At 64.5% G+C, this 25,869-nt stretch carries 23 protein-coding genes, 1 tRNA gene and 1 pseudogene; 12 read left to right on the forward strand and 13 right to left on the reverse strand.

All coding sequences use genetic code 11. The features are described 5' to 3' along the window. Positions 1-105 precede the first annotated feature (105 nt). Together ACVI1L_RS07060 and ACVI1L_RS07065 are read right to left on the reverse strand one after the other, a co-directional pair. The gene (locus ACVI1L_RS07060; protein WP_456782574.1) at positions 106-2,328 is read right to left on the reverse strand and encodes a ParB/RepB/Spo0J family partition protein; all 2,223 of its coding nucleotides are present in this window, start codon (positions 2,326-2,328) and stop codon (positions 106-108) included. Positions 2,329-4,072: 1,744 nt separating this feature from the next. Next, entirely contained in the window at positions 4,073-4,396 is a 324-nt protein-coding gene (locus ACVI1L_RS07065; RefSeq protein WP_168855264.1) for a DUF736 domain-containing protein, read from the reverse strand. 897 nt (positions 4,397-5,293) lie between these two features. On the opposite strand from ACVI1L_RS07065, the gene ACVI1L_RS07070 reads away from it, so the two are divergent. Beyond that, positions 5,294-6,952, forward strand: a complete 1,659-nt coding sequence (locus ACVI1L_RS07070) for a recombinase family protein (RefSeq protein ID WP_168855397.1) — start codon at positions 5,294-5,296, stop codon at positions 6,950-6,952. Here the strand turns inward: ACVI1L_RS07070 and ACVI1L_RS07075 are convergent. The 4 genes from ACVI1L_RS07075 to mnmA all read right to left on the reverse strand — a co-directional run bounded on the left by ACVI1L_RS07075 (position 6,909) and on the right by mnmA (position 9,385). After that, positions 6,909-6,985 (reverse strand) — tRNA-Met (locus tag ACVI1L_RS07075). The genes ACVI1L_RS07070 and ACVI1L_RS07075 overlap by 44 nt on opposite strands. A gap of 116 nt (positions 6,986-7,101) precedes the next feature. Beyond that, positions 7,102-7,470 (reverse strand): hypothetical protein, encoded by a 369-nt coding sequence (locus ACVI1L_RS07080; RefSeq protein WP_076830031.1) that lies wholly within the window; start codon positions 7,468-7,470, stop codon positions 7,102-7,104. 53 nt (positions 7,471-7,523) lie between these two features. Continuing rightward, positions 7,524-8,162 (reverse strand): class I SAM-dependent methyltransferase, encoded by a 639-nt coding sequence (locus tag ACVI1L_RS07085; protein WP_141343435.1) that lies wholly within the window; start codon positions 8,160-8,162, stop codon positions 7,524-7,526. Between the two features lie 26 nt (positions 8,163-8,188). Further along, on the reverse strand, positions 8,189-9,385 hold the full coding sequence (mnmA, locus tag ACVI1L_RS07090) for a tRNA 2-thiouridine(34) synthase MnmA (protein WP_168855262.1): 1,197 nt from the start codon (positions 9,383-9,385) through the stop codon (positions 8,189-8,191). A 359-nt stretch (positions 9,386-9,744) separates the two neighbouring features. On the opposite strand from mnmA, the gene ACVI1L_RS07095 reads away from it, so the two are divergent. The 4 genes and pseudogenes from ACVI1L_RS07095 (at position 9,745) to ACVI1L_RS07110 (ending at position 13,782) form a co-directional block, all read left to right on the forward strand. Then, positions 9,745-11,337, forward strand: a complete 1,593-nt coding sequence (locus ACVI1L_RS07095) for a flagellar hook-length control protein FliK (RefSeq protein WP_456782575.1) — start codon at positions 9,745-9,747, stop codon at positions 11,335-11,337. A 10-nt stretch (positions 11,338-11,347) separates the two neighbouring features. Then, on the forward strand, positions 11,348-12,061 hold the full coding sequence (locus ACVI1L_RS07100; RefSeq protein WP_016844363.1) for a flagellar hook assembly protein FlgD: 714 nt from the start codon (positions 11,348-11,350) through the stop codon (positions 12,059-12,061). A 316-nt stretch (positions 12,062-12,377) separates the two neighbouring features. Then, a pseudogene (locus tag ACVI1L_RS07105) lies at positions 12,378-13,392 on the forward strand (IS30 family transposase). Between the two features lie 186 nt (positions 13,393-13,578). Continuing rightward, positions 13,579-13,782 carry a hypothetical protein gene (locus ACVI1L_RS07110; RefSeq protein WP_125459363.1) on the forward strand — a complete coding sequence of 68 codons (204 nt, stop codon included), beginning with the start codon at positions 13,579-13,581 and terminating at the stop codon, positions 13,780-13,782. A gap of 85 nt (positions 13,783-13,867) precedes the next feature. On the opposite strand, the gene ACVI1L_RS07115 is transcribed toward ACVI1L_RS07110, so the two are convergent. From ACVI1L_RS07115 to ACVI1L_RS07125, 3 genes are all read right to left on the reverse strand, one after another. After that, on the reverse strand, positions 13,868-14,212 hold the full coding sequence (locus ACVI1L_RS07115; protein WP_028333446.1) for a DUF1236 domain-containing protein: 345 nt from the start codon (positions 14,210-14,212) through the stop codon (positions 13,868-13,870). Between the two features lie 114 nt (positions 14,213-14,326). Further along, complete coding sequence (locus ACVI1L_RS07120) at positions 14,327-14,503, reverse strand: DUF2934 domain-containing protein (protein ID WP_076830016.1); 177 nt, start codon at positions 14,501-14,503, stop codon at positions 14,327-14,329. Position 14,504: 1 nt separating this feature from the next. Then, entirely contained in the window at positions 14,505-14,690 is a 186-nt protein-coding gene (locus ACVI1L_RS07125) for a DUF3606 domain-containing protein (protein WP_028333447.1), read from the reverse strand. Between the two features lie 183 nt (positions 14,691-14,873). On the opposite strand from ACVI1L_RS07125, the gene ACVI1L_RS07130 reads away from it, so the two are divergent. The 3 genes from ACVI1L_RS07130 to ACVI1L_RS07140 all read left to right on the forward strand — a co-directional run bounded on the left by ACVI1L_RS07130 (position 14,874) and on the right by ACVI1L_RS07140 (position 15,658). Further along, positions 14,874-15,032, forward strand: coding sequence for a hypothetical protein (locus tag ACVI1L_RS07130; RefSeq protein WP_253589102.1), 159 nt, complete (start codon positions 14,874-14,876; stop codon positions 15,030-15,032). Continuing rightward, positions 15,033-15,254: a DUF6894 family protein gene (locus ACVI1L_RS07135; protein ID WP_028333448.1), complete on the forward strand. Its 222-nt coding sequence runs from the start codon at positions 15,033-15,035 to the stop codon at positions 15,252-15,254. It abuts the gene before it with no gap. Positions 15,255-15,457: 203 nt separating this feature from the next. Beyond that, positions 15,458-15,658: a hypothetical protein gene (locus tag ACVI1L_RS07140; protein ID WP_057017332.1), complete on the forward strand. Its 201-nt coding sequence runs from the start codon at positions 15,458-15,460 to the stop codon at positions 15,656-15,658. Positions 15,659-15,855: 197 nt separating this feature from the next. Here the strand turns inward: ACVI1L_RS07140 and ACVI1L_RS07145 are convergent, their stop codons facing one another. Further along, complete coding sequence (locus ACVI1L_RS07145) at positions 15,856-16,827, reverse strand: AraC family transcriptional regulator (protein ID WP_456782576.1); 972 nt, start codon at positions 16,825-16,827, stop codon at positions 15,856-15,858. A gap of 825 nt (positions 16,828-17,652) precedes the next feature. Between ACVI1L_RS07145 and ACVI1L_RS07150 the strand changes: the two genes are divergently transcribed. Next, the gene (locus ACVI1L_RS07150) at positions 17,653-18,873 is read left to right on the forward strand and encodes an OpgC family protein (RefSeq protein WP_456782577.1); all 1,221 of its coding nucleotides are present in this window, start codon (positions 17,653-17,655) and stop codon (positions 18,871-18,873) included. A 59-nt stretch (positions 18,874-18,932) separates the two neighbouring features. Here the strand turns inward: ACVI1L_RS07150 and ACVI1L_RS07155 are convergent, their stop codons facing one another. Genes ACVI1L_RS07155 through mdcA form a run of 3 tightly spaced genes read right to left on the reverse strand, consistent with a single transcriptional unit; the run spans position 18,933 to position 22,674 of the window. After that, positions 18,933-19,712: an alpha/beta fold hydrolase gene (locus tag ACVI1L_RS07155; protein WP_456782578.1), complete on the reverse strand. Its 780-nt coding sequence runs from the start codon at positions 19,710-19,712 to the stop codon at positions 18,933-18,935. Between the two features lie 34 nt (positions 19,713-19,746). Then, a complete protein-coding gene (locus ACVI1L_RS07160) occupies positions 19,747-21,006 on the reverse strand; it encodes a malonyl-CoA decarboxylase (RefSeq protein ID WP_456782579.1) in 1,260 nt (419 codons plus the stop codon). Positions 21,007-21,018: 12 nt separating this feature from the next. Beyond that, positions 21,019-22,674, reverse strand: a complete 1,656-nt coding sequence (gene mdcA / locus ACVI1L_RS07165) for a malonate decarboxylase subunit alpha (protein WP_456782580.1) — start codon at positions 22,672-22,674, stop codon at positions 21,019-21,021. Positions 22,675-22,754: 80 nt separating this feature from the next. On the opposite strand from mdcA, the gene ACVI1L_RS07170 reads away from it, so the two are divergent. From ACVI1L_RS07170 to fliF, 3 genes are all read left to right on the forward strand, one after another. Then, complete coding sequence (locus ACVI1L_RS07170; RefSeq protein ID WP_057017327.1) at positions 22,755-23,615, forward strand: LysR substrate-binding domain-containing protein; 861 nt, start codon at positions 22,755-22,757, stop codon at positions 23,613-23,615. 175 nt (positions 23,616-23,790) lie between these two features. After that, positions 23,791-24,066, forward strand: a complete 276-nt coding sequence (gene sciP, locus ACVI1L_RS07175) for a CtrA inhibitor SciP (protein WP_002714638.1) — start codon at positions 23,791-23,793, stop codon at positions 24,064-24,066. Positions 24,067-24,240: 174 nt separating this feature from the next. Further along, positions 24,241-25,869 (forward strand): flagellar basal-body MS-ring/collar protein FliF, encoded by a 1,629-nt coding sequence (gene fliF / locus ACVI1L_RS07180; protein WP_057017466.1) that lies wholly within the window; start codon positions 24,241-24,243, stop codon positions 25,867-25,869.

Below are 25,869 nucleotides of genomic sequence, written 5' to 3' on the forward strand. Positions count from 1 at the left end.
GCCACATGTTCGCACAGGACATCGGTCGCACCGCCGGAATTGTCCGCCCCAATGCGTGCTGGATGCGCGCGGTCATGACCAAGATCCGCACTTCCCGGTTCCGGTCTACGTCTCGTTGGTGAAGGTCGAAGGAGGCGCGGTTACGGCCAATCTGGCTGCAGCAATCGGCGCGGATCGGACGGATCGTGCCTCCGAACGGAGCGAGCCTTGCGTGGGGAAATCGCCACTTTGCATCAATGGAATCGGCCGCACACCGTCAGCTGCGCGGCCGCATTTTTTTGAGCCCGCCGGGCCCGCCCACGCGGGCCCGGCGAGGCACTCAGCTGCTTGCGAATGCGGTTCGCTGCCCTGCGCCTCGCTTTGGAGATCGGTAGTCCCCTGCGGAGGGGCCGTCCGCAGCAGCGACGGCAGCCAGCCGGTCGCCGCCAACAGCTGCTCGGCGGCTTGCGCCATGTCGGCCTTCTTCATCGCCGACAGGCGCTCGGCGGCCTCCTCACTGAGGCCTTCGCGGACCGCCGCCAGGATGCCCGCCTTGGTGACCCGGCCGAGATAACTGCGCGCTGTCGGGCGCCAGTAGGCGGTCATGTCGAGGGCCACGGCCTCGGCTAAACGGCGGGCCGCCGCTAGCGCCCGCGGCCTCCGATCAAACGGCAATTTGACCGCATTGACCGTCAGGGAGACACAATGCGCGAACAGTGCCATACGGCTGTCGTGGTCGAGCTCGGCCACGAAATCCCACAATCCGGTGACGTCCTTGGGCATCTGCCGTGCCCAATTGGCATGGCGATCCGACCACGCCTTGCCGGCCGGCGTGTCCTCGATCCCGTCCGCGTGCGCAGCGAGATCAGTCTTCACCGGCTGGATGCCGACCACATGCGCGGCCGCGCCGACATAGAAGATTTGGGCGGCGAGCCCATGGGTAAGCGCTACGATGGCGACGTCAGGCTGCTCGCTCAAATTGAGGCGCAGCCCCAAGGTTCGGTGCGCGGTCAGGTCGCGAACAAGAGTGTCGGATAGCGGCTGGTCCCTGTCGTCCTCGTCGGCGGCACCCTCGTCGTCTTCGCCATCCGGCGCGCCCTCCTCATCGTCCCGACCCTCCTCCTCCCGCGCCTCGGCGCCGCTTTCCGGCCCGGTTTCTGCCTCGGGCTTCTCGTCCTCCGGGCGGATGAAACCCCGTTCGACCCGCACCGTGCCGTCGTGATTGAGCACCACGAAGGCGCCGCCGCGCGCGACGTCGGCGGGATCGTAGGCCTGCCGTTTCGCCTCCAGCCGCTCGATTTCAGTCTCCAGCTCGCCGAACCGCGCGTCCACGTCGTCGGGCAGTTCCTCGGCCGTCTGATGCTGCTCGGTCAGCCGGTCGAACTCGGTCTGAACCGCCTGAAGTGCGGCCTGATCTTCAGCCGAAAGCTCAACCGGATGCTGGTAGACCCGGCGCATGCCGTGGGCATGCGGGAAGTCGAGATGGGCTTCCGTCCACCGCCATCCCTCGGCCGCCCGCAGCGCATCTGCCTCGCGGTTGAGCCGTGCCGTCACCAGCAAGTCGAGCAGCGAGACGTCTTCCAGATAGCCGCCGCGATCCTCGGTGAAGAGGTCGCGCAGCACCGTGCCGCCCGCCTCCGTGTAGGCCTCGAGCCCAACAAGACGCACGCGGCGATCCGTGGCGGCGACATGGGTTTCGGTGAGGAGGCGACGGATGGTGCTGGCATCCGGGTCGAAGGGCAAGCGCTCATGGACGGCTTCCTGCCGGGCATGATCGTCGACGATGGCAAAGGCCATCAGCTGCTCAAGCGTCAGATCGCCGTCACGATAGAGCTGCACCAGTTTGGGCGAAACGGCGCCCAACCGCAGCCGCTGCCGCACCACATGCGCGGTGACGCCGAAGCGAGCCGCGATCCCCTCCGCGCCGAGCCCGCGCTCGTCCGGGAGCTTCCTGAACGCCTCGAACTGGTCGGCCGGATGCATGCTTTCCCGGGTAACGTTCTCGTCCAGGCTGATCTCGTGGGGATCGTTCGCGGTATCGACGACGCAGCGGATCGGCTCGATCTTCCTGATCTCCTTGCGCTTCACCCGCAGCAGCTGGGCCAGCCGCCTACCCTCCCCGATGGTCACGAAATAGAACCCGGTGGCCGTTCCCTTTCCGTCAAACTCGGGCTCGACCACCAGATTTTGCAGGATGCCCTTGGCGGCGATGCTCGCCGCATAGGCTTCGATCGCCGCCTCGCTGTGCGGCGTCCTGCGCGCATTGTTCGGGGATTTCTTGAGCTTGCTGAGCGGAATGAGAACCTCAGTCCCGCTCACGGGAATGATTTCAACTGATTTGGCCGACATGATCATTCTTCCTTTTGCTTCCATGGGTGCATGGCGCACTCCGCGCCTGCGCCCCTGCCCGTCGGCGAGACCGGGTTAGCAAGTGCCAGGGCGACCCGAGTGGAGGGGACTCGCCCGCCCGATGAGGGCCGCTTCGCAAGAAGCGGGTCTGCACAAGCGCGTGCCATGTCGTCCAAAATCGGCAGAGTGAGAGAAGCGCGGAAGACCGGGGAGACCGCTCGGGTCGGCGTCGGCGAAAGCTGGCGCTTTACCCTGGCGCGCGCGAGGGGCGGAGCCCATTAGCCCTCGACGATGAGAGCGCTGAGCAACCCGGAAGAAGTGAAATCAAGCGAAGAGTGACAAAATCAAAAAGGCAGCCGCCGACAGGGCAGTGATAGCGACGCGGGCATGCAATGCCCGCGGGCACCGAGGCGACTGCAGTCGCGAGACCGGTTAACAAGGCACCCGAACGCGGGACAATGATAAGGACGCCGGCATGCAATGACGGCGGGACCCGCGGGCGAGTGCTTCCGGCGAGCGACACATTATATATTGCGCGAGGGATCGCAGCCGTCACGATGACCTAGTTCGACGAAACTGGACCTCACCGCGCGCTTTTTTCTTCGAGTCATTGATTTGTTGGGAAGCGCTTCTTCTTAACCCGCGCAGGCTGCAAATTTTTCGGCTTCCGCCAACCATCACTGCGAGCGTGCAACATGTAGCGAACAGGTCGCGGCCGCCTATATGGCTCCAAACCTCGAACGACGGCGCGTTACGACCTGATCAGAGCGACCGGCGGATGTGAATCGCCATCGGCAGGACAACCCAAGCTGACTTCCGCCGCGGCCTGGCCGCGGGCTTCTTTGCCGCAGCCTCCTTTGCAGGTTGCTTGCAGGCCATCGGCATGAGCATCTCCTTTTGACCGCTTGCAGCCTTCCGCGGGTACTGGGCCGGCTTGGACGCTCTTGCGGTATTTTCGCCACCGATGCTCTGCGCAGCACCCGCGCGCAGAGCGCGTCATCAGGCAGAACAAGCCCTCCGAGCTACCGGCAATGACAGTCGATAGGCGTCTGCCTGGAATCGGGATAGGGGGGAGCCTCGCAGCCCCTCCCCTCCCACACCACCGTACATACGGGTCCGTATACGGCGGTTCGCTGGATTAAGCGGCAAGAGTTGTCTGTTGCCGCCGTAGTTTGGGTGTCAGCAATCGTCGCGCCAGCTTCGACTCCTCTGATCAGCGTCAGTCAGGGTTTCACCCCTTCCCGCCGTTCCGAGGCCAGTTGCCCGGAATTCAGTCGCATGGCCGATGCGATATCGCTGCATCTACTCGTCACTTCCAGCGTTCAGGCCTTCGGCGAAACTCGTTCCGCCTACTATGCCCTCTGCTGACTTCTGCACTGCGGTCAGATCGCCTTACGACGACCTCAGTCTCGTTGCCGAGACGCAGCGCAGATCTCCCGAGGTAAGATCGACCGCCTTCGCCGCACGCCCGCCGGATTTACCACCCCGGCCCTTGATGACCGTGGACTTCGCGATCACGTGCTCGCTCGTCCGGCCGGGTAGGCCTCGTTATCCGGTTTTGTCCATCGGGCCGCGGCTTTGCTCCACGCTTCCTTCAGACCCCACCTCGCGATGACGCCCTTGCGCTTCGCTAATCCTTCACCGTCATCAGGTTGGATAGAGGACTTCCACCTCCAAGCTGCCGGTCATGCTCGGCACACGCGAAAAGGCTCCCGCGCTTCGCGCGGGAGCCCAAAATCCTGGGCTAGTCTCCAGGATTCCAGATCAGGAAGAAGCCGTTGTCATCGCCCAGGCCGACGGCTCGGCCAAGGTTGGCGTAGAGCTTGCGAGACCCAAGTTCAGGTGCTGCAAGTGACAGGCTGACGTAGTCCTTGCCGCTGCTTTCGCCGCGCCGGATCCAGCCGGCTCCGATCTCAACACCCTGGGCGAGGATGCGGAAATCCGGCTGAGCCTCAGTCGACTTGCCGCTGTTGGGAATGATGTCGATGTGGGCGCGGATCGACAAGGTCTTGAGCTCGCCTCTGAAGCCGCCGTTTTCCGTACGGGTGACGAATCCGATTGCAGTCATGGTCTGTCTCCTTCGCTGCCGCTGGGCCGATGCCCTGCGATGGCGAGACCGTCATGGCGGCCGGAGCGCTGCCGAACCTTTGGGGCGAAGCGCAGCGGCGCACCCGAGCCAGCGTCTTTTTTGCAGCGAAGCGGTCGCGAGGAGCCGGCTTGCCGGCGGGGAAAAAGAAGCGTGCGAGGGTTTCGGACGGAGGGACGGCTGCCATAGGTCGTCACGCCATAAGCAGGGAATCGTCTCATCGCGAAAGCGAAGCGCAGGCCTTGCAGTGAAGGTAATATCCCCATCCGGGCGCTCTCGGCAGCGGAGCACCTTCGCCATGGGCGATCCACACCGGCAGACGGGAAGCTCGCCGACGCCGATCTGCACTTCAGACCAAAGACCCAGGACGTGGAAATTCGGCGGACTACGCTGAGCACGTACTGTTGAAGCAAAGACATGTCGAGCAGCAAGCGATGAGGTAACGCGAAGATGATCGACTTGACCAAACCGTCATCGGCCAGACCGAGATGACGCATGCATCCCGGTCTGGGCGCAAGATATCGCAACCTTGTTTGGCCTGCAGTTGAAAGAGTCAAGGATCGCGCGTCTCATGGTGATCAACAAATACGTAGTCGAACGGGACCTTATGTGGATTCACTTTGCAACGACGTCCATCGCATGGCGGAGCTCTGAAGACTTCTTCTGCAAGTGTCTAAGGAATACATCGAGAATGGCCGCTGCCACCGACACTTTATCAATAGGCGCGAGCACCGGTGCGCGCACTTCGTTAGGTCGTGCGGCGATCTAGAGGCACGATCGTGCGGGATACCTGTCAGAAATTACCCTTGCAGCCGAGTCCAGCCGAGGCGATCTTGCGGCTTGCACGCGTACTCGCTCGCCTGGCTGCAAGGGAAGATCATGAGAGAGAACAAGCCAATCGAAGAAGCAAAAAGGAGAGCGGCGATCTATGCCCGATTCTCGACAGACCTTCAGAACGAACGATCGATTGAGGATCAGCTTTCGCTCTGTCAGACCTATGCCGGTCGCGATGGATTGAGCGTCATCCGCACCTATGAAGACCGAGCCCGCTCCGGCGGCTCGTTGATGGGGCGCGACGGCTTGCTGCAGCTGCTGGACGATGCAAGAGAGAAGTCCTTTGATGTTGTTGTCGTCGAAGCACTTGATCGTCTCTCCCGCGACATGGAAGATCTCGCGGGCATCCATAAGCGGCTATCTTTTCTCGGTATCGAGATCCGGGCGGTGCACGAAGGCGTGGTCAATACTGTACTGGTCGGTCTTCGCGGCCTGGTCGGACAGCTCTATCGCGAGGATAACGCTCACAAGGTGCGTCGTGGCCAGGCTGGGCGGATCAAGCAAGGCTTGGCTGGAGGTGGCTTGACGTACGGGTACGCGGCGATCGCCGGCAGAAGCGGCGAGCGGGTCGTCGTCGAGGCCGAGGCACAAGTGATCCGGCGGATCTTTCAGGAATATGTCGACGGTCGGACGCCTCGCGAAATCGCGCACGACCTCAACAAGGAGAGAGTATCACCCCCACGTGGGCGCGCGTGGAATGCTTCAACCATCAATGGCAACCTAGAAAGGGGTGCCGGCATTCTGCAGAACGAGCTCTATGTAGGACGCCTCGTCTGGAACAAGGTCAGGATGGTGAAAGATCCAGATTCTGGAAAGCGCCTGTCACGCCCCAATCCGAAAAGTGACTGGCAGATCGCTGAAGTACCTCATCTTGCAATCATCAGTTCGGAACTGTTCACAGCGGCTCAGAAGCGCAAAGAGGAACGTGGTCGTACCCATCCTAGTCGTCAACGTCGGCCTCGCCGGATGCTATCTGGCCTGATCCGCTGCGGTTCATGTGGCTCCGGCATGGCAACCAATGGACGGGACAAATCGGGGCGCGTCCGCATTCGCTGCTCGGCCGACACGGAGAGCGGAACGTGCCCCGACGCCAAGACCTTCTATTTGGACAGGATCGAGAGTGCAGTTCTCAGTGGCCTGAAGGCCGAGTTGCGCGCGCCGAAAGTCATTTCCGAGTACGTGCGCACATACCTCGAGGAAAGGAAACGCCTCGCATCTGCGTCAGTTGCGAAGAGACAAGCTCTTGAGCAGCAGATCGGAAAACTAAACAGGGAAATCGACCGGCTGGTTGATGCGATAGCAAAAGGACTTGGCGATCCGTCCATTCTTGGTCCGCGATCGACAGCATTGGGTGCCGAACGAAAGCGCATCTCCGAGGAACTGCAGAATGCACCGCCGGCCGCAAAGGAAGTTGCGCTGCATCCGGCCATTCTGAAACGATATGAGGAACAACTCGGCCGTCTTGAGGAAGCGCTCGCGAAGGGTGTCAGCGCGGGCAACGGAGAGGCCGCCGAAGCCATCCGGGATCTCGTCGAGACCGTCACCGTTTTCCGCGATCCAGAGCGGCCGGGCGGCGTAACTGTGGAGATCGCAGGTCGGCTAAACGCCCTGCTGGGCGAAAAGGCTTATCCGAACCGCGTCAAAGGAGTGTGGGGAAAGATGGTAGCGGGGGAGGGACTCGAACCCCCGACCCCAGGATTATGATTCCCGTGCTCTAACCAGCTGAGCTACCCCGCCATGGGCTCGCCATCGGCGGCTGGTGAGCCGCGGGTGCGAACGCGCGGCATATAAAGAGTGGCATGCGCGCCTGTCAAGCAAACCCGGACGGGGCAGCAACTTATTGCAGGCAGAGGCTATTTCGGCCTCACCGATGGGTCGCCACCGGGGCTGCCGGGCGGCGGAATCACCGGCGTGTTGCCGCCTTGCGGGGTCGGCGCACGCATTTCGGGATCGACCCCGGCCGGCGGGCACAACACCCCGTCGGATTTGGCGAGCTTGTCGCCCAGCGGCTGGCTGCTCTGCCCGGTGGTGGTTCCCTCGGGAGCCGGCGCGCCGGGATGCGACGGCTGCTGCTGCGGCGCGCAATTCGCGGCGGCGCGCTGCGGCGCCGGCGGCGCGGTCTGTGCCGGCGGCGTGGCTGATGTCGGCGGCGCCTGCGCCGCGGCAACAGCGGGTGCCAGCATCAGCACACAGGATAAAGCGAGTGTTCGACTGATCCTCATGACGAGAAAACCGTGACGACGCGCCGATGTTCCCTCGCAAAATCGCCGCAACCTCACGATTTGCGGAAGCGGATCAGCGAGAAATGCCCCATCGGCGGCATCGGCCGGCGCTCCGCAAGGCTGACCCCGCCATGCTTCGCCGCCCAATTAGTCAGCCGCTCCCACGGAAACTCCGGACGCCAGCCGAGCCGCCGCGCCAGCGGCGCGAAGGCGAGTTCGAAGACGCGGCGCGGGCCGCTCTCGGCACCGATGTGATTGACCAGGATCAGCTCGCCGCCGGGCTTCAGCACGCGGATGAAATCGTCGAGCGTCGCCTCGGGATCCGGCACCGCGGTGATGACATATTGCGCGACCACCGCGTCGAAGAACGCATCCGGAAATGCGAGATTCTTGGCGTCCATCACCGCCAGCGCCTCGACATTGGTCAGGCCCTGCGTGCGCACGCGCTTGAGCGCCCGCCGCAGCATCGGCTCGGAAATATCGACGCCGCATAGCTTTGTGGTGCGCTTGTATTCCGACAGCGAGAGCCCGGTGCCGACGCCGACGTCGAGCACGCGGCCGCCGATCCGGTCGGCTTCCGCGATCGTCGACTGACGGCCCTGATCGAACACCTTGCCGAACACCAGATCGTAGATCGGTGCCCAGCGGCCATACGCCTTTTCGACCCCTTCGCGGTCGATGTCCCCAGCCATTCCCCTGCCCCGACGTTTTCTTCTGTCTATCCGCGAACCGCTTCCGCAAGCGGCGCCAACACGTCCTGCGTCGCGGTCCGCATTGCGCGGCTGGCGCTTGCACTTCTGATGAAGCCGCCGCCGAGCACACGCGCCTGCCCGGAGGCGGCGTCGTAGAACACGCAGGCCTGGCCGGGCGACACGCCCTCCTCGCCGGCGACGAGCTCGACCTCATAGCCGCCATCGACGGCGCGCAACCACGCCGGCTGCGGCGCGCGCGTCGAACGCACGCGGACATAGATCTCGATGCCCTCGCCGATCACGCGATCCAGCGCGCCGTCGCCGATCCAGTTCACGTCGCGCAGCGCGATGCGATCCATCCGCAGTGCCTCGCGCGGCCCGACCACGACACGGCGCGTCGCCGCATCGAGCTTGACCACATAGAGCGGGCTGCCGGAGGCAATGCCGAGCCCCTTGCGCTGGCCGACGGTGAAATGAACGATGCCCTGGTGCTGGCCGATCACATGACCGTCGAGATCGACGATATCGCCCGGCGCGATCGCATTCGGCTTCAGCCGTCCGATGATGTCGGTATAGCGGCCGGTCGGCACGAAGCAGATGTCCTGGCTGTCCTGCTTGTCGGCGACCTCGAGATCGAAGCGCCGCGCCAGCTCGCGGGTCTGCGGCTTGGTCATGTCGCCGAGCGGGAAGCGCAGGAAGTCGAGCTGCTCGCGCGTGGTCGCGAACAGGAAATAGCTCTGGTCGCGATCGGCATCCGCGGCACAGACCAGCGAGCGCGATCCGTCGGCAAGCCGCCGCGAGGCGACATAGTGGCCGGTAGCGAGCGCCTGCGCGCCGAGCTCGCGCGCGGTCGCGAGCAGGTCGCGAAACTTGACCGAACGGTTGCACTCGATGCACGGCACCGGCGTCTCGCCGAGCGCGTAGCTGTCGGCGAAATTGTCGATCACCGATTGCTTGAAGCGGCTTTCGTAGTCGAGCACGTAATGCGGGATGCCGATCCGCTCGGCGACATTGCGCGCGTCGTGGATGTCGCGGCCGGCGCAGCAGGCGCCCTTGCGATGGGTCGCGGCGCCGTGGTCGTACAGCTGCAGCGTGATCCCGACCACGTCGTAACCCTGCGACTTCAACAGCGCAGCCGTCACTGACGAGTCGACGCCGCCGGACATGGCAACGACGATCCGTGTGTCTTCAGGGCGGCCTTCGAGATCCAGACTGTTGAGCATCTTTAAGCGGTCATTGGTCACTGTCGCGGCGAGCTTATGCGCTCCGCGACGATATTGGAAAAAGCCTTTTGTCCAGAGAGCCTTAGAACACATCCAAGGCCGCTTCGGTCGGTTCGGACGCGTTGGAGGCCACCTTTAATATAGGCCGTATTCCGGTGAGGCAATCCGCGGAAGCCGTGCCGTGCCGCGCCTGGACGGCAAATCTTGCCGCCGGGCAAAAAGGAGACCTGCCGGGAACCCGTTCCAGCCGACCAAGATAGCCCATAACCTTCTGAAATAACTCATTATTTATTGCCGCCCCCTTGTTGGCCCACTCCTTGCTGACAAAACGCCGGAAGTCTCATTTGCGAGGGTTGGCAGTGGTCAGCGTCACGTCGGAAGCATTGGCAGGCCGGTCTTTTCAGGGCGCGACGCAGCGGTCGGCGCGGCCCGATCCCGCTTCGCAGGCGGGGAACGACGGCTTTGCCGCGCTGGTCGACAGCAACACTGCGTCCGCAAACGACAGCAGCCGCTACGACTCCCAGCCGGCACCCTCGCGGCGGTCCGACGATCCGCCCTCGACGACCGACGCACGCCCCCGCGACACCAGCACGGGCCCCGACCGGACGTCGCGGGATTCCGGCAGTTCTCGGGACGACAACAAGGTCGACAGCGACAGCGACGCGCCGTCCAAGACCAAGTCGAAATCGAAATCGGACGACTCGACATCGAGCTCCGATGCGAAATCGACCAGTGACAAGCCGGACGCGACGCAGGCTACTGCGCAGCAGGATCCCGGTGCGGCAACCGTGAATGCCGTGATTGCTCCTGTTGCCGCGACACCGGCGACCGCCCCGACACCGGCGGCCACCGCGCCGTCCGACCAGCCGGCCGCACCACTCGCGATCGCGGCGGCGGCCATCGCGGCAAGCTCGGCCATCGCCGGCACCGGCGCGGCGGCCGGCACCAGCGCGCCTGCCGGCGCCGACACCGCAGCGGCGGCAGCCACCACAGCGAACGCCGACAAGGTCGCGAAGGCAGCCGGCGTCAAGACCGACGCGCAGATCATCACCACCGCCGATGCGACGACGGTTCCGGGCGCCGCGACGGCGACCGGCGATGCGGCACTCGCCGCCACGGTTGCCGCCGGAACGTCCGCCGCGAAGACGACGACGCAGGCCAAGGCGCAGGTCGCCACGACGGACGCGGCCGCGACGGCGCCTGCCGATCAGGACGGCGCAGCCCAGGGCAACGCCAACACCGCGCAGGCCGCTCCGACCAACATCGTCCCCGCGGTCGCGCAATCGGCCGCCGCCGCCGGCAAGGCGAAGGCCGCCGCGGACGGTGCAGCCGATGCCATCAAGTCCGATGCGAAGGGCGACGGCAACGCCGCGCCGACGGTCGGCGGCCAGGCGGCTGTGCAATCCCCGCTCGCGACGCCCGATTCCAGCGCTCAGGCGCCCAATACGTTCCAGACCCAATTGGCGACCACCCAGACGACGCCGTCTGCGACCGCACAATTGACCGTGACCAACGCCGCGCAGAGCGCCGCCGTGCCGCTCAGCGGGCTTGCGGTGCAGATCGCCGCCTCCGCCAAGAGCGGCAAGAGTCGCTTCGAGATCCGGCTCGACCCCGCCGAGCTCGGCCGCATCGATGTCCGCATCGATGTCGATCGCAACGGCCAGGTCACCTCGCATCTCACCGTCGAACGCCCGGAAACGCTGTCGATGCTGCGCCAGGACGCCAACCAGCTGCAGCGCGCGCTCGACAATGCCGGCCTCTCGACCGGCAATGGCGGATTGCAGTTCAGCCTGCGCGACCAGTCGCAGTCGGGCCAGAACAACAATGGCCAGTCCAATCCGAACGCCCATCGTTTGATCGTCACCGAGGAGGACAGCGTTCCCGCCGCAGCGGCGGGCCGCTCCTACGGCCGTGCAACCGGCGCCCTCGGCGGCGTCGATATCAGAGTGTAAGGAGTTCACCATGGCAGTCGATGCAACCATGCCGACGCCCGTCGTCTCAGCACCGGGCACCAGCAACGGAACGAACTCTGGAAGCAGCAGCGGCAGCGGCCTGACGACCTCCTCGCAGGGCATCGCCGACAATTTCCAGACCTTCCTGACGCTGCTGACCACGCAATTGCAGAACCAGAACCCGCTCGACCCGCTCGACACCAACCAGTTCACCCAGCAGCTGGTGCAGTTCGCGGGCGTCGAGCAGCAACTGAAATCCAACGATCAGCTGAAGTCGCTGATCGAGATCGAGAAGAGCGCGCAGTCGACCCAGGCGCTGGTCTATGTCGGCAACACGGTCGCGGTCGACGGCAGCAAGACCCAGTTCGACAAATCCGCGACCTGGAATCTGGTGTCCCCGCAAGCCACCAGCGCCACCATCACGATCACCAGCGCGACCGGCCAGACCGCCTATTCCGGCAATTTCAGCCTGAAGCAGGGCAACGCCAGCTTCGTCTGGGACGGCAAGGGCAATGACGGCACGCAATGGCCGGCCGGCACCTACACGCTGACCGCCACCGGCAAGGATTCCAAGGGCAACCCGATCGCCATCTCGACCGAGGTGCAGGGCGTTGTCGACTCCGTCGACCTGACCGCCTCCCCGCCGCTGCTCTCGATCGGCGGGCAGACCTATACCACCGACAAGATCAAGCGCGTGGTGCGCGGGGCGACTGGCTCGAGCTGAGCACATTGCCACGATCCGTAGCTGCGCGTTGAGCGGGCGACCGCGCTCACCGCAATCACTGATGTCGTCCCTGCGAAAGCGGATGATCCAGTATTCCAGAGGCCTCCATGCTTGAGCCGAGAGGTCGCGGCGTGCTGGATCGCCCAGCGCGGGTACCACACTCTATCGTCGTCCTGGCGAAAGCCAGGACCCATAACCACCGCATTTGGTGATGAACGGGATCGTGGCCCCAGCGTCGCGCAACAATTGAGATTTGGGGTAATGGGTCCCCTGAGTTCACAAACGAAGTGCAACACTTCCTTGAGGAGGTGTTGCCATGGGGCGGACTTACAAGCAGCTCTCTCTGGACGACCGATGCGAGATTGCCTGCCTATCGGCCAATGGCAGCTCGGTCCGGCAAATCGCGGCAGCTCTGGATCGCTCGCCATCAACGATCTCTCGGGAACTGAGGCGCAATCGGGGGAGCCAGGTCGGCTACAAGCCGAGCTATGCCCAGCACCAGATGCGAGCGCGGCGCTGGACGGGCGGACGCCTCGAACGGGAGCCCGGCCTGCGCCGCGCGGTGTTGCAACGCCTTCGCCGCGGCTGGTCGCCCGAGCAGGTCGCTGGCCGGCTGGCCCCGCGAGTACGGGCGCAAGGTGATCTCCCACGAGACCATCTACCGCTTCATCTATCGCCAACTCAGGCGCACCACGGACTTCAACTGGCGGCGCTATCTGCCGCGCGCCAAGAGCAAGCGCGGCTGCCGCGGCAAGCGGGGCGGCAGCCCCGCAAGCTTCATCGAAGGCCGTGTATCCCTGGCAAATCGGCCGCTCGAAGCGGCCGACCGCAGCGTGCCCGGGCACTGGGAGGCCGACCTGATGATGTTCTCGAAATACGGTCAGGCCGTGCTGACCGTGCACGAGCGCACCTCGCGGCTGCTGCTCGGCATCCGCCTTGCCAGCAAGGTCGCGCGCGGTGTCGCCCGCCATCTCGTGGGCTTCTTCGCGCCCCTTCCACAAGAGCTGCGCCAGAGCGTTACCTTCGACAACGGCACCGAGTTCGCCGGTCACCTGGCGCTGCACCGCCTCTCGATCGCGACCTTCTTCTGCGATCCCCATGCCCCCTGGCAGAAGGGTGGCATCGAGAACGCCATCGGCAGGATGCGCCGCTTTATTCCCCGCAAGACGGATCTCGTAACCCTCTCGACCGCCAGATTCCGCCAGTTCATCGCCGCCTACAACAACACCCCGCGCAAATGCCTTGACTACCGCACGCCTGCCGAGTCCTTTGCTCAAGTGTTGCACTTCGAATGTGAATCCACCTCCTGGCTTTCGCCAGGACGACACTGAGTGTGTGGCACGGTTTTTGTGGGTCACACGATCGCATTCTCGCGACATGATTTGCCCGAGCTTTTGCTTCTCGTCTCGCCTCTGCTGGAGGGCGCAGGGAAAGCCGGGTGCCGATCGCGACGGTTCCATGCTATAGCCACATCACTTGGCTGCTTGCTGTGGGGCTCGACAATGCCGATCAATCGCTTGCTGAAGACGGGCGAATACACGCCGGAGCAAATCGAGCTCTTCAACAGGGCGTTCAGCCTGGCGCTGCATTCGATGGGTCTGGTCGATCGCAACGATCCGCTTTGCGAGATCGTGGCCCGCAAGGTCATCGAGATCGGCAAGACCGGCGCCCTCGACGCGAAGGGCGTCGCGGAAGCGGCTGTGGCCAGCATCGGTCTCTGACGACCGACGCGGTCGATGGCCGCTGACGGAACGGCGCTTGAGCGCGGGCCGCCGCCGTTGCAGGCGGCCCGCCATCAGAGCGGCCTCACTCGACTTCCTGCACGACCGTACGGGTGTCGGGATCGACCAGCATCACGCGCTGGCCGGTATAGACATAGCGATATCTGGTGAGCGACGGACCCCAATCGGCAGGCACCGCTTCAAGCTCGACCTCGCGCGGCACAGGCGAGCCGACGACGATCCTCTCCCGCGTCTCGACGGGACGGATCTTGTGTTCGGTCACATAGCTGTGGATTCGCGTGCGATATTGCGGCTCGATCTGCACGGTGGCGGCATGTCCGGCACCGGTCGTGCCGACAATCGTGCTCTGGGCAAAAGCGCCCGTCGACGCCAATACGGCGGCAACAGAAATCAGAACCAGCTTCTTCATAACGTCCTCCTCACCGCTCCATGCGGCGTTTCGAGAACCGCGACAGAATGGCAATGTTCCTAACGGAGGATCCCGATCAATCGCGTTGCCGGCGCGCTCCTCGCGCCAAGGCGTTCATCCGGGAATGGACGTCTTGTTCGGCTGGTCCAGTGTTGGCGCGTCCGGACTTTCGCTCTCCGCATTCAGCTCGACCTCGGCCGCGTGCCGGAATTCCTCGTCCCTGCCGTCGGGCTTTCCGGCCTTCTCCCAGAGCTGCCGCGCGTAGTCCCGGATCTGCTGTTCGGTGGCCATGTCATTCCTCGGGAATTCCGAGCTCCTTGCGAACCGTCACGGCCGAGTCACCGACCTTCTCGACGGCTTTACGCAGCTGTTCGCGCGACACGCCGAGGGCATGTGTCCAGCATCTCACCTGAAGCAGATCGTGCATGTTGATCTTCGATCGATCGAACTGCTCTTTCCTGGTCAGGCGCTTCGTCACTGAACTTCTCGCGTCAACCGCTCGGCCTGCCTGAGCCTCGGCCGTTGCTGGCGATCCAATCTTCCGGACAGTCATTTGTTCCTTTCTTGGATGGCTGGGTCCTTACCCCTCGGAGGAACATTCTCCACGAGCGATACTTCAGTCGTGAGAGGCCGCGGGCGGCAGCACGAACAAAGGTAAGCCATGACAGGCATTGCAGACAGGATCGGCGGACGGGTCAAGCAGCTCAACGCCGAGATCATCAACGATGGCAGGCTAGCCGAGGAAGGCGCGCAGCAGATCAAGAACGCCGAGAACGCGCCGCCCGCGAAGCCGTTCGGCAATTTGGACAAGCTGACCTAGATGCCCAGATACTTCTTCCATCTCGCGGGCGACATCCCCGCACACGACGTCGTCGGTCACGACTGTGCCGACGACAAGGACGCCCAGGATCACGGCAGCTTCATCGCTCACCGGATCGGCACTGAAAAGCCGGAGATGGTTCGCGACGGCAATTTCATTTCGGTTCGCGATGCGGGCGATAGCGAACTCTTCCGCATCCCCCTGGCTTCGACGAGCGTCTGACGGGGAATGATCGTTCTCATCTCGGCTCGGCTCGCTTCCTGCAGATCGACGCTGCCGGCCGATGTCCGGCATTCCTTGGCCGGCCCGCCGCATGGTGCTCTCAAGGACGCGACCAGGACAGGCCACGCCCCGCCGTTCAATAGGAACAAACGACGACGAGCGCGGTTCGGACCTACATCAGGGTTCAAACACCAATTGCACACATGAAACGTCGCAATCGCTTCAAGCAAACCACGACGCTCGCATACCGCCTCATTCAGCTGGAGGAAGCGGCCCGCGCGAGGGCTTCGCATCTGCCTCCCGGCACCGAGCGGGAACGACTTCTCAAGAAGGCCCGCGAGGCCGAGCGCGCCGTCCAGATCGACCAATGGCTCGCCACTCCGGGAGCAGAGCCGCCACCATAGCGCTTCGATTCACATAAGTTGTGTCGATTCACATAAGCTAATGCGCGCACGGCCGCGAGAGGCGTTCGAGGCTCGGGCCCGCCCCAACGTCGGGTTTTGCCCCAACCAGACTTGCAGCCGGCCTCAACCCACCTCGCCCTTCGCTCCGGAGCGCCCCCAGGCAGCATCCCGCGCACATCCCGATCAGGGGCGGCGGCTCAGTGAGAGCCCTTTCGTGCGAGCCGCACACCGCGTGGCGAATCGCCGAAGCGGGCCCGGAACAGACGGTTGAAATGCGAAACATCCGAGAAACCGACCTCGAGCGCGATATCGGAAATTCGCCGACGGCCGGCATCTGGCTCGGTGAGCAATTTGAGCGCCCGCTCGAGCCGCAATTCATTCAAGCGCTCGGTGAATGACGGTCCCGATGACGCCATCAGGCGCTGCAGATAGCGCGACGAGATTCCCTGGCCACGCGCAACCGTTTGAACGTTGAGCCCGGGCTCCTCAAAGTGTGCGGCGATGTAGTCGAGCACGGCATGGTGCCGCGCAGCGACGACGGCGCTCGCGCTGCTCTCGCCCAGCGCAGCACACTCGCCGATCGCGAGCGCGATGAGATCGTGGATATGGGTCACGACCGTATCGCGAAGCTTCGGCGCGCTCAGCGCTTTCGTCTTAAGCACCGATTTCAGGTATGAGATGAACAGTCGGAATGCTTCTGTCCGGTGCCAAATTGGCCGCATGACCAGGCCTTCGACGTCGCTCACGCGCTGCGCAAGTGCCTCGCGCGGCACGGCCAGGCCGAATTGCAACCCGTCGATATAGGTGACGCTGGCAGGCTCGGAATGCAGAATTGCGATTGCATCGCCGGCGCGAAAATCGGCGTCTCGGCCGCGCTGCGATAGCTGACCTCTGCCCGGAGAGCAGAAGATGACCCCGATCGAGTCATCGCCATCGGCAAGGTTCGCCTGCAAACGCTTGAACCGCATCGACGTGCCCTTCAGCGCCAGCATGCGCAAACCCTGAACCGCTCGCAGCGACGCATCGGCCTGGAATGAAACGTTCGAGAGAGGCTCGATATCGGCGTGCACAATGCATCGGCCAAAGTGCTCGCGCCAGAGCGGGATACGAATGCGTTCTGGAAGCTCGCACGTCGAAAATCGATACGATGCGAAATTGGCTGCGTCCATCGGCATGGGGACCTCCAGCCTTCACAAAACGTCGGAATGAAATGTTGCGGCACTCCACAATCGGTATCTGCATTTTGCGATTCACGCACCGGTCTTCGCCCGATCCGTGCGCATGAGTCCAAGAAGCCACGTTACCGGTCTGCTAGTCTTGTTCGCCTGTGATTGATGCTGATGTGAACTAATTCACTTGGTGGTCAAAATATTACGTATATAATGACATCATGAAAATCGCGGCAAATTTCCCTTTTAAGAAGAAGCAGTCGCGATCGCTCTATTTGTAATTGCTGCCATCGGATCCGTTTCAAACATTCCTGGCAGAGTATAGCGCAAATCAGTGTCATGCCCCTGTACGCGGTCTCCTGGCTAAGTCGCCACGCGCAGGTCATTCAGTAGGACGACTGATATCGATTTTGGTTGCGTCGGACTGCCTGCGGCACTGTCGGTTATCGCCGCCGGTTGAAATGGTCGAAATCTGTCACGTGGGAAAGTCAACCTGGTGATCAAGAAGGCGTTCGATCATGTCCATCATATTCGACATGCTTTATCGTGAATACTGTCGTGCCCGCCTCGCCGAAATGCGAAAGCAGCATTTGTTGCCGGACATCGGCGACGTCGCGCAGGCGGCGCCGTCGGAGGATAGCGATCCACCCGGCCCCCGTGATTGCGGATGGCCGGCGGAAGCGCCGCCAACCCTCGGGTAGCCGCAACGCATAATCATACAGGTTGACCGGAGGCTAGTCCGGCACGCGCACGCCTCGGAGCACCCGAGCGTCTCATGGACCTAGGTCCGATGAGGCCGCGCGCGCCCGCCAGACAGATCGACAGATGCACGATCGAACCCGCAGCTCGAAGCGATTGCTCGGCGAGACCCCGCCGGAGTTCAGATCGACCGGCCGCGACCCGCGCATCGATGTCTGTCGCGGAATCGCGTTGTGGTGGATCTTTCTCGATCACATTCCAGACAACGTCGGAAGCTGGCTGACCCTGCGCAACTACGGCTTCTGCGATGCCGCCGAAATCTTCATGTTCATCTCGGGCGTCACCTGCGCCCTGGCCTACGGCAGAGCGCGTCAGCGCGACGGCTGGCGCGGCATGATCGGCCGTTCGCTGCGGCGAGGATGGGATATTTATGCCGCCTTTCTGCTGCTGACGCTCGCCTGCGCGATCGTCGTCTACCTCGCGGGCAGCGATCGCCTCGCCGACGACAGCAATACGCGGGTTCTGTTCGAACGTCCGGGCGCAGCGCTTGCGCACGCCGCGGTGCTGCAATTCCACCCTGTCAATACCGACGTGCTGCCGGTCTTTGTGATCTGTCACGTGTTGTTCGCACCGCTGCTGTGGCTGCTGCTGCGGGCGCCGAACCTGGCGCTTGGTCTTTCGCTGTCGCTTTACGCGCTGGTGCACGTCTTCGGCTTGAGCATTCCTGCCTGGCCCGACGGCGTCTGGTTCTTCAACCCGCTGGCCTGGCAGCTTCCGGTCGTGCTGGGCGCATGGTACGTCATCGAGGGAAGGACCGTCCAGGGATGGCTGAAGTCGCGCCCTGCGCTGGTTCTGTCCGCGCTCTATCTCGCGTTCGGCCTCGTCGTTGCGCTGGGCCACGGCATCAAGCCGCCGCTGCTGCCGCAGGCGCTGACGGATCTGCTGTTTCCGATGGACAAGTCGAATCTGAGCCCGTTGCGGCTGCTGCATTTTCTGGCACTTGCCATCGTGGTGTCATGGCTCGTTCCAGCGGGCTGGCAGGGACTGACGACGCCGATGCTGCGCAGCGCGAGGCGTTGTGGCGAGAACTCGCTGCCGATCTATTGTCTCGGCGTCCTGCTGGCGCTCGCCAGCCAATGCGACCTGTTCGACATCTCGAACCGGCTCTCGATGCAGATCGGACTCAGTCTTGCCGGTGTCCTTGTGATGGTCGCGGTCGCGGCGCTGCTGAACACGCTCGGCACCAAGCGCGCCCGGCCGCCGGATGTCGATGCCGCCGGACATGATCTTGTGCCGCGCGCCGGCGATCGCGGCATCTTCGACGGTCATGGCGCGCATATCCTTTAAATCGCGTGATCGTGCGCGGGAGAAGCGGATGCTCTCCCACGCACGGCTGGCGCCGACGCTCAGCTCGACTGTCGCGCGGCGTCGAGGATCAGCCGCGCGATCGCGTCGGGCTGCGAGATCAGCGCGAGATGGCTGGCCTTCACCTCGATCGTGGTGGCGCCCATCCGCTTGGCCATGAAGCGCTCGAGATCCGGATTGATGGTGCGGTCTTCGGTCGAGACGGCGTAGTAGCTCGGCTTGCTGCGCCAGGCCGCATGGCTGGTCTTGCCGGCCAGCAGTTGCTTTTGGAACGGCTGCTGCACGGCATAGAGCACCTTCGCCTTCGCCTCCGGCAGGTCGCCGGCGAAATCGCGCAGGAACGCTTCTTCGCCGAGCCGACCCTCGTCGCCGTCGAACACGATGCCGGCGCTCGCGGGCGGCGTCGGATAGGTCTTGGCCAGCGCGGTGTAATCCTCGTCCGCATCGGGTGCGCGCGCCGCAACATAGACCAGCGCCGAGACATTCGGATGCACGCCGGCCTCGGTGACGATCATGCCGGAGAAGGAATGACCGACCAGCACGGTCGGACCATCCTGGCGATGGAGCACCCGCTGCGCGGAGGCAACCGCTTCAGGCAGCGTGGTCAACGGATTCTGCACCGACGTGACGTTGAGCCCGGCGGCCTGCAGCCGCGGAATGACCTCGGACCAGCAGGAGCCATCGGCGAACAGGCCGTGCACCAGCACGACGTTGCGCGCCTTGACCGGCGGCGTGGTGGCGGCCATGCCGCGCGTGGACACCAGTGAAGCCGCGGCTCCAGCGAGCAAGGCGGTCGAGAAGGCGCGTCTGTTCATCATCATGTTACTGCTCCGTTGTTGTATGCTGAGTTGAAAATCAGAGAAGCGCGTCCACCTGCGGTGAACGGACAATCTCTCCTACGCGCGCAAAGGCCTCATGGTTACGCTCGATGCTGTCGTGATCGTAAAGATAGTTGACCATGATGCCGAAGGATTCCGCCATCGCGCGGTCGGCCGTGTTGCCGAGCCAATTGATCCGCTCCAGCCGGGCACCGTTGCCGAGATGGAAGCGCGCCACCGGATCGATGCGATTTCCTGACGCCGGCGAGCGCGTGAGATATTGCGCGCACAGCTTCATCAGGACCGGACGCCGGGTCTCGCAGGTCGCCGCGTCGTGCCACCAGCCCTCGCGCTCCAGCTCGCGCAGCATCGCGACCTCGTTGCCGCCGGATTGCGGCTGCTGGCTGAGCCAGCGCCGGAAGCCCGGGATCGGCGACAGCGTGGAGAAGCGCTTCAGCTGCGGGAATTCCGTTTGCAGCTCCTCGACCACCTGCTTGATCAGGAAATTGCCGAACGACACGCCGCGCAGTCCGTCCTGGCAGTTGGAGATCGAATAGAAGATCGCGGTGTCGGCATGCGCGGCCCTGAGGCCTGCGCTGTCTTGATCCGCATCCTGCACCAGCAGCGGTGGCACGGCGGTGGCCAATCCCTGCACCAGCGCGACCTCGACGAAGATCAGCGGCTCGCCGGGCAGCGCGGGGTGGAAGAAGGCAAAGCAGCGGCGGTCGGGCGCAAGGCGGCGGCGCAGATCGTCCCAGCCCTTGATCTCGTGCACCGCCTCATAGGCGATCAGCTTCTCGAGCACGGCGGCCGGCGACTGCCAGTCGATGCGGCGAAGCTCGAGGAAGCCGCGATTGAACCATGAGACGAACAGATGCTTGAGATCGGCATCGAGCAGCTTCAGCTCCGGTTCGGAGCCGAAACGGCCGGCGATCTCGCTGCGCATCGCGATCAGGCTCGCCGTGCCGCCGGGCGCCATGTTCATCCGCCGCAACACCTCCTGGCGCGGCGGATCCGCGGCGTCGGCCAAATCGGCCGCGGCCGCCGCGGTGCCGTCGGCAAGATAACGCTTCGCCGCATCCTGCAGCGCCGCCGCGTCGGGCTGAAACGCGCTCGCCAGATAGCGTTGAAAGCCGTGCCGGCCGGTGGCATCGAGCGCGCGCATGGTCTGCTGCAATTGGCGCGCGATCAGGGCGCCCGACGCTTCGCCGCGCTCGGACAACAATGCCGCGGCGAGTTGCCTCGCTTTGTCGAGTGAGGCCGGTGGACTGCCTGGGATGTGTTCGGCGTGGGTCATGGGAGCCTCCTTCTAGCGGCGGTATTTGGCAGGCGGCACGTAGAGGCCGCCCGATGCAGTGACGAGGTCGTCGATCGATTTCGCGGCGAGCCAGTCGCGCGTCGCCGTCTCGACGTCGAGGCCGAGATCGGACGGCAGCATCACGATGCCGCGGCGGCGCAGGCCGTCGGTCGTCCCGGCGTCCTGCCGCCTGCCGAACTCGGTGTCGCCGGCGACCGCGCGCAGGGCGGCCTCGCGCTCCTGCGGCGAGCGGCAACGCAACAGGTTGCAAACGCCGCGTTCGGTGATCACGTGGCTGACGTCGTCGCCATGGATCATGACCGGCGGCAGCGCGAAGCCGGCCGAGGCCGCGAGGTCGAACGCGTCGAGGCGCTCGACGAAGCTCGGCGCGCCGTTCGGCTGCCGGGTCTGGACCATCTGCACCACCAGCTTGCGGCCGCGCAGGCGCTCGCCTGCTTCCTCGCCGGCACGCAGCCAGGCAACGCTGTCGTGGCGTCGGCCGCGCGGATCGGCACCCATGTTCGGCGCGCCGCCGAAGCCCGTGATGCGGTCCTTGGTGGCGGTCGAGCTGTTGCCCTCGGGATCGATCTGCAAGGTGCCGCCGACGAACAGGTCGCAGGCATATTGTCCGGCGACCTGCGCCAGCGCGCGGTTGGAGCGCAGATTGCCGTCGGCGCCGACCGGAAACACGTCGGGACGGCTGGCGACAAATCGCTCCATGCCGAGCTCCGAGCCGAAGCAATAGACGTTGTCGACGAAGCCGGCTTCGATGGCGGGGATCAGCGTCGGATGCGGGTTGAGCACGAAATTCCGCGCGACCTTGCCCTTCAGCCCGCGCTTGGCGGCAAAGGTCGGCAGGATCAGCTCGATCGCCGCGGTGGCATAGCCGATGCCGTGATTGAGCCGTGTCACCTGATAAGGCTCATACACCGCCGATATCGCCATCATCGCCATCAGGACGTTCTCGTCCCTGACCTTGGCGGGATCGCGCGTGAACAGCGGATCGATCGCATACGGCTTCGGACCGGGCACCACGACATCGACCCAGTCGCCGGGGATGTCGACGCGCGGCAGACGATCGACGATCTCGTTGACCTGCGCCACGACGACGCCGCCGCGGAACGCCGCGGCCTCGGCGATGGTCGGCGTGTCCTCGGTGTTCGGACCGGTGTACAGATTGCCGTCGCGATCGGCCTTGTCGGCCACGATGAGCGCAACCTGCGGCGTCAGGTCCACCAGCATCCGCGCGTAAAGCTCGAGATAGGTATGGATCGCACCGATCCGCAGCGCCTTGGCGGCAACGAGCTCGGCAAGGCGGCGGCTCTGCGGGCCGGCAAAGGCGAAGTCCAGGCGGTTGGCGATGCCGCGCTCGAACACCGCGAGATGATCGGGAAGCGCCAGCACCGACTGCACCATGTGCAGATCATGCACCCGCGACGGGTCCACCCCGGCGAGGCACGCGGCCAGGAAGTCCGCCTGCTTCTGGTTGTCGCCCTCGAGCGCCACCCGGTCGCCGGATGCGATGACCGCCTCTAGCAGCTCGACCGCGCGGTCGGTCGGGCAGACCTTTCCGTTTGTGCCGCAGACAGTTCGCGCGCGCGCCAGGCGCGCCGTGCGATCGGTTCGTGGTGTCGTCTCCGACATGATGGCCTCTCCTTGCTTGATCATCTGAAGCGAAGGTAGGCGGGCGGAATTGATAATAGAAACGATATTCTATAATATGATTGATTACAGATATGGATTAATCGATGCTCGACCTCGAACTTTTGCGGGCCTTCGTCGCGGTCGCCGATTGCGGCGGCTTCCACCGCGCCGCCGAGCAATTGCATCTGACCCAGTCGACCATCAGCCAGCAGATCAAGCGGCTCGAGCTCGAGACCCGGCGGCCGCTGTTCCGGCGCACGACGCGCAGCGTCGCGCTGACCGACGAAGGCGAGATGCTGCTCGGCGATGCGCGGCGTTTGCTGCAGCTCGAGGAAGCGGCGCGGCAGCGGCTGGTGGCGCCGCGGCTGTCCGGCTCGGTTCGTCTCGGCGTGGTCGAGGAAGTCGCCGGCGGCTCATTGCCGTCGGCGCTGGGCCGCTTCGCCGCGCTGCATCGCGGGGTCAAGCTCGAGGTGCAGATCGGTGTCAGCGCCGAACTGATCGAGCAGCTCGATGCGGGCCGGCTCGATCTGGTGTTCGCCAAGCGGCCGCTCGGAACGTCGAAAGGCCGTCTGGTGTGGCGCGAACCGCTGGTGTGGACCGCGGCGGAAACGTTCGATCTCGTTCCCGGCGCGCCGCTGCCGCTGGCGCTGTACCGCGAACGATCGGTGTCGCGCGACGCCGCACTCTCCGCGCTGCGCGACGGCGAGCTCGGCTGGGAGATCGTCTATACCAGCCCGAGCCTGACCGGCGTCCGTGCCGCCGCCGTCGCGGGACTTGCCGTCACCCCGCTGCCGCTCAGCGCGGTCACCACGGGCCTGCGCGTTCTCGGAATTGGCGACGGCCTGCCGCCGCTTCCCGATCTAGAATTCGCCATCTACGAGAAAAGACGGCCGGACAAGGCCTCGGAGGCGCTCGCCGACGCCTTGCTGACGCTGGCGCGCGGTCCCCTGCGCCCCACGATCTGAGCGCGCCGAACCGCGAATTGCGCCGCGCGCCGGTGTGCCTGCCGGCGGGCAGACCCGCCTGTTCCCGGCCGTTCCAACGAGATTCGTATTGAACGCTTGGGCTTAGGCAAATTTTAAACCGGGAGGCGTAGCTTACCCCTTGCGAGTTCAGTGGTTGAGAGTTTGTGAGTACGCCATGACAGAACCCCATCGCCCGAGGGTGAAATACGTCATCGGGCCTGACGGCAGCCCGTTAACGATTGCGGATTTGCCGGCCCCCGGTACCAAACGGTGGGTCATCCGCCGCAAGGCCGAAGTCGTCGCTGCGGTCCGCGGCGGCCTGCTCTCCCTCGAGGAGGCCTGCAGCCGCTACACATTGACCGTCGATGAATTCCTTTCCTGGCAGTTCTCGATCGACCAGCACGGTCTGGCCGGGCTGCGCACCACCCGAATCCAGCAATATCGGCAGTAATTCGGCGCCGATCCTGTGGCATTTGACGAAAACCGGCCTCGCCTTGCGAAGCCGGTTTTTTTCATGTCCGCGATTTTGCCGCGGTCCTTAACCTTCGTTAACCATATGGAAACCATACCCTAGGCAATATTTGCCCAGTCGGACCCGCGCGGGCCGAATCCCTGGGGGCCGTTGGTGCAAAGTCTGGTTGCTTTCCTGAGAGGTCTTGGTGCGGCCCGCCTCGCGGCCATGGTTGCGGTCACCGCGGCTCTGATCGGCTTCTTCGCCTTCGTCATCATGCGCGTCACGACGCCACAGATGACCACCCTCTTCACCGACCTGTCGACCGAGGATTCTTCTGGAATCATCAAGGAGCTGGAGCGCCAGGCGATCCCGTTCGAGCTGCGCAATGACGGCGCTGCGATCATGGTGCCGAAGGACAAGGTGACGCGGCTCAGGATGAAGCTCGCCGAGGGCGGCATGCCCAAGGGCGGCGGCGTCGGCTACGAGATCTTCGACAAGTCGGATGCCCTGGGCACCACGAGCTTCGTCCAGAACATCAATCATCTGCGGGCGCTGGAGGGCGAGCTCGCCCGCACCATCCGCGCCATCGACCGCGTCCAGGCCGCGCGCGTCCATCTGGTACTGCCGGAGAAGCCGCTGTTCTCGCGCGAGACGCCTGAACCATCAGCTTCGATCGTGCTCAGGGTGCGCGGCGCGCTGGAGCCGCAGCAGATCCGGGCGATCCGCCACGTCGTCGCCTCCGCGGTCAACGGGCTGAAGCCGCAGCGGGTCTCGATCGTCGACGAGGCCGGGCAACTGCTCGCCGACGGCGCCCAGTCCGATGCCGACGCCGCGGTCGGCGACGAGCGCCGCGCCGCCTTCGAGAAGCGGATGCGCAAGCAGGTCGAGGACATCGTCTCCTCGGTGGTCGGCGCCGGCCGCGCCCGCGTCCAGCTCTCCGCCGACTTCGACTACAACAAGATCACCCAGACCTCGGACAAGTTCGATCCCGAAGGACGGGTGCTGCGCTCGACCCAGACCCGCGAGGAAAGTAGCCTCACCGCCGACAATTCCGGCCAGGTCACCGTCGCCAACGAGCTGCCGGGCAGCCAGAACCAGGACAACGCCGCCCGCGCCCGCGACCAGAGCAAGAAGAGCGAAGAGACCAACAATTACGAGATTTCCCGCACCACCAAGACCGAGGTGACCGAGGCCGGCCGCGTCAACCGCATCTCGGTCGCGGTGCTGGTCGACGGCAGCTACTCCAAGAACGAAAAAGGCGAGCTGGTCTATCAGGACCGCACCAAGGAGCAGCTCGACCGCATCGCCGCTTTGGTCCGCTCCGCGATCGGCTTCGACCAGAAGCGCGGCGACCAGGTCGAGGTCGTCAACCTGCGCTTCGCCGAGCCGCCCGCTGCGCAGCCGATCGCCGAGCCGACCGGCCTGCTCGGCATGCTGCAATTCACCAAGGATGACGTGATGTACGTCATCGAGCTCGGCGTCATGATGATGCTCGGCCTCGTCGTGCTGTTCATGGTGGTCCGCCCGCTGGTCAAGCGCATCGTGGCGGCCGACGTCATTCCGGCGCTGGCCGGCGCGGGCATGCCCGCGTTGGCGGAAGCGCATGCCGAGAGCGCCGCAACGCCGGGTCAGGCGCTGATCCCGAGCGGCAGCGGCGCGGCGCAATTGATCGACGTCGCCCAGATCCAGGGCCAGGTCCACGCCCAGGCCGTGCACCGGGTCGGCGAGCTCGCCGAACGCAATCCGAACGAAACCGTCTCCATCGTCCGTCAATGGCTGAGCGAGCCGGTAGAGAACTGA

The sequence above is a fragment of the Bradyrhizobium sp. USDA 4516 genome (assembly GCF_054055915.1).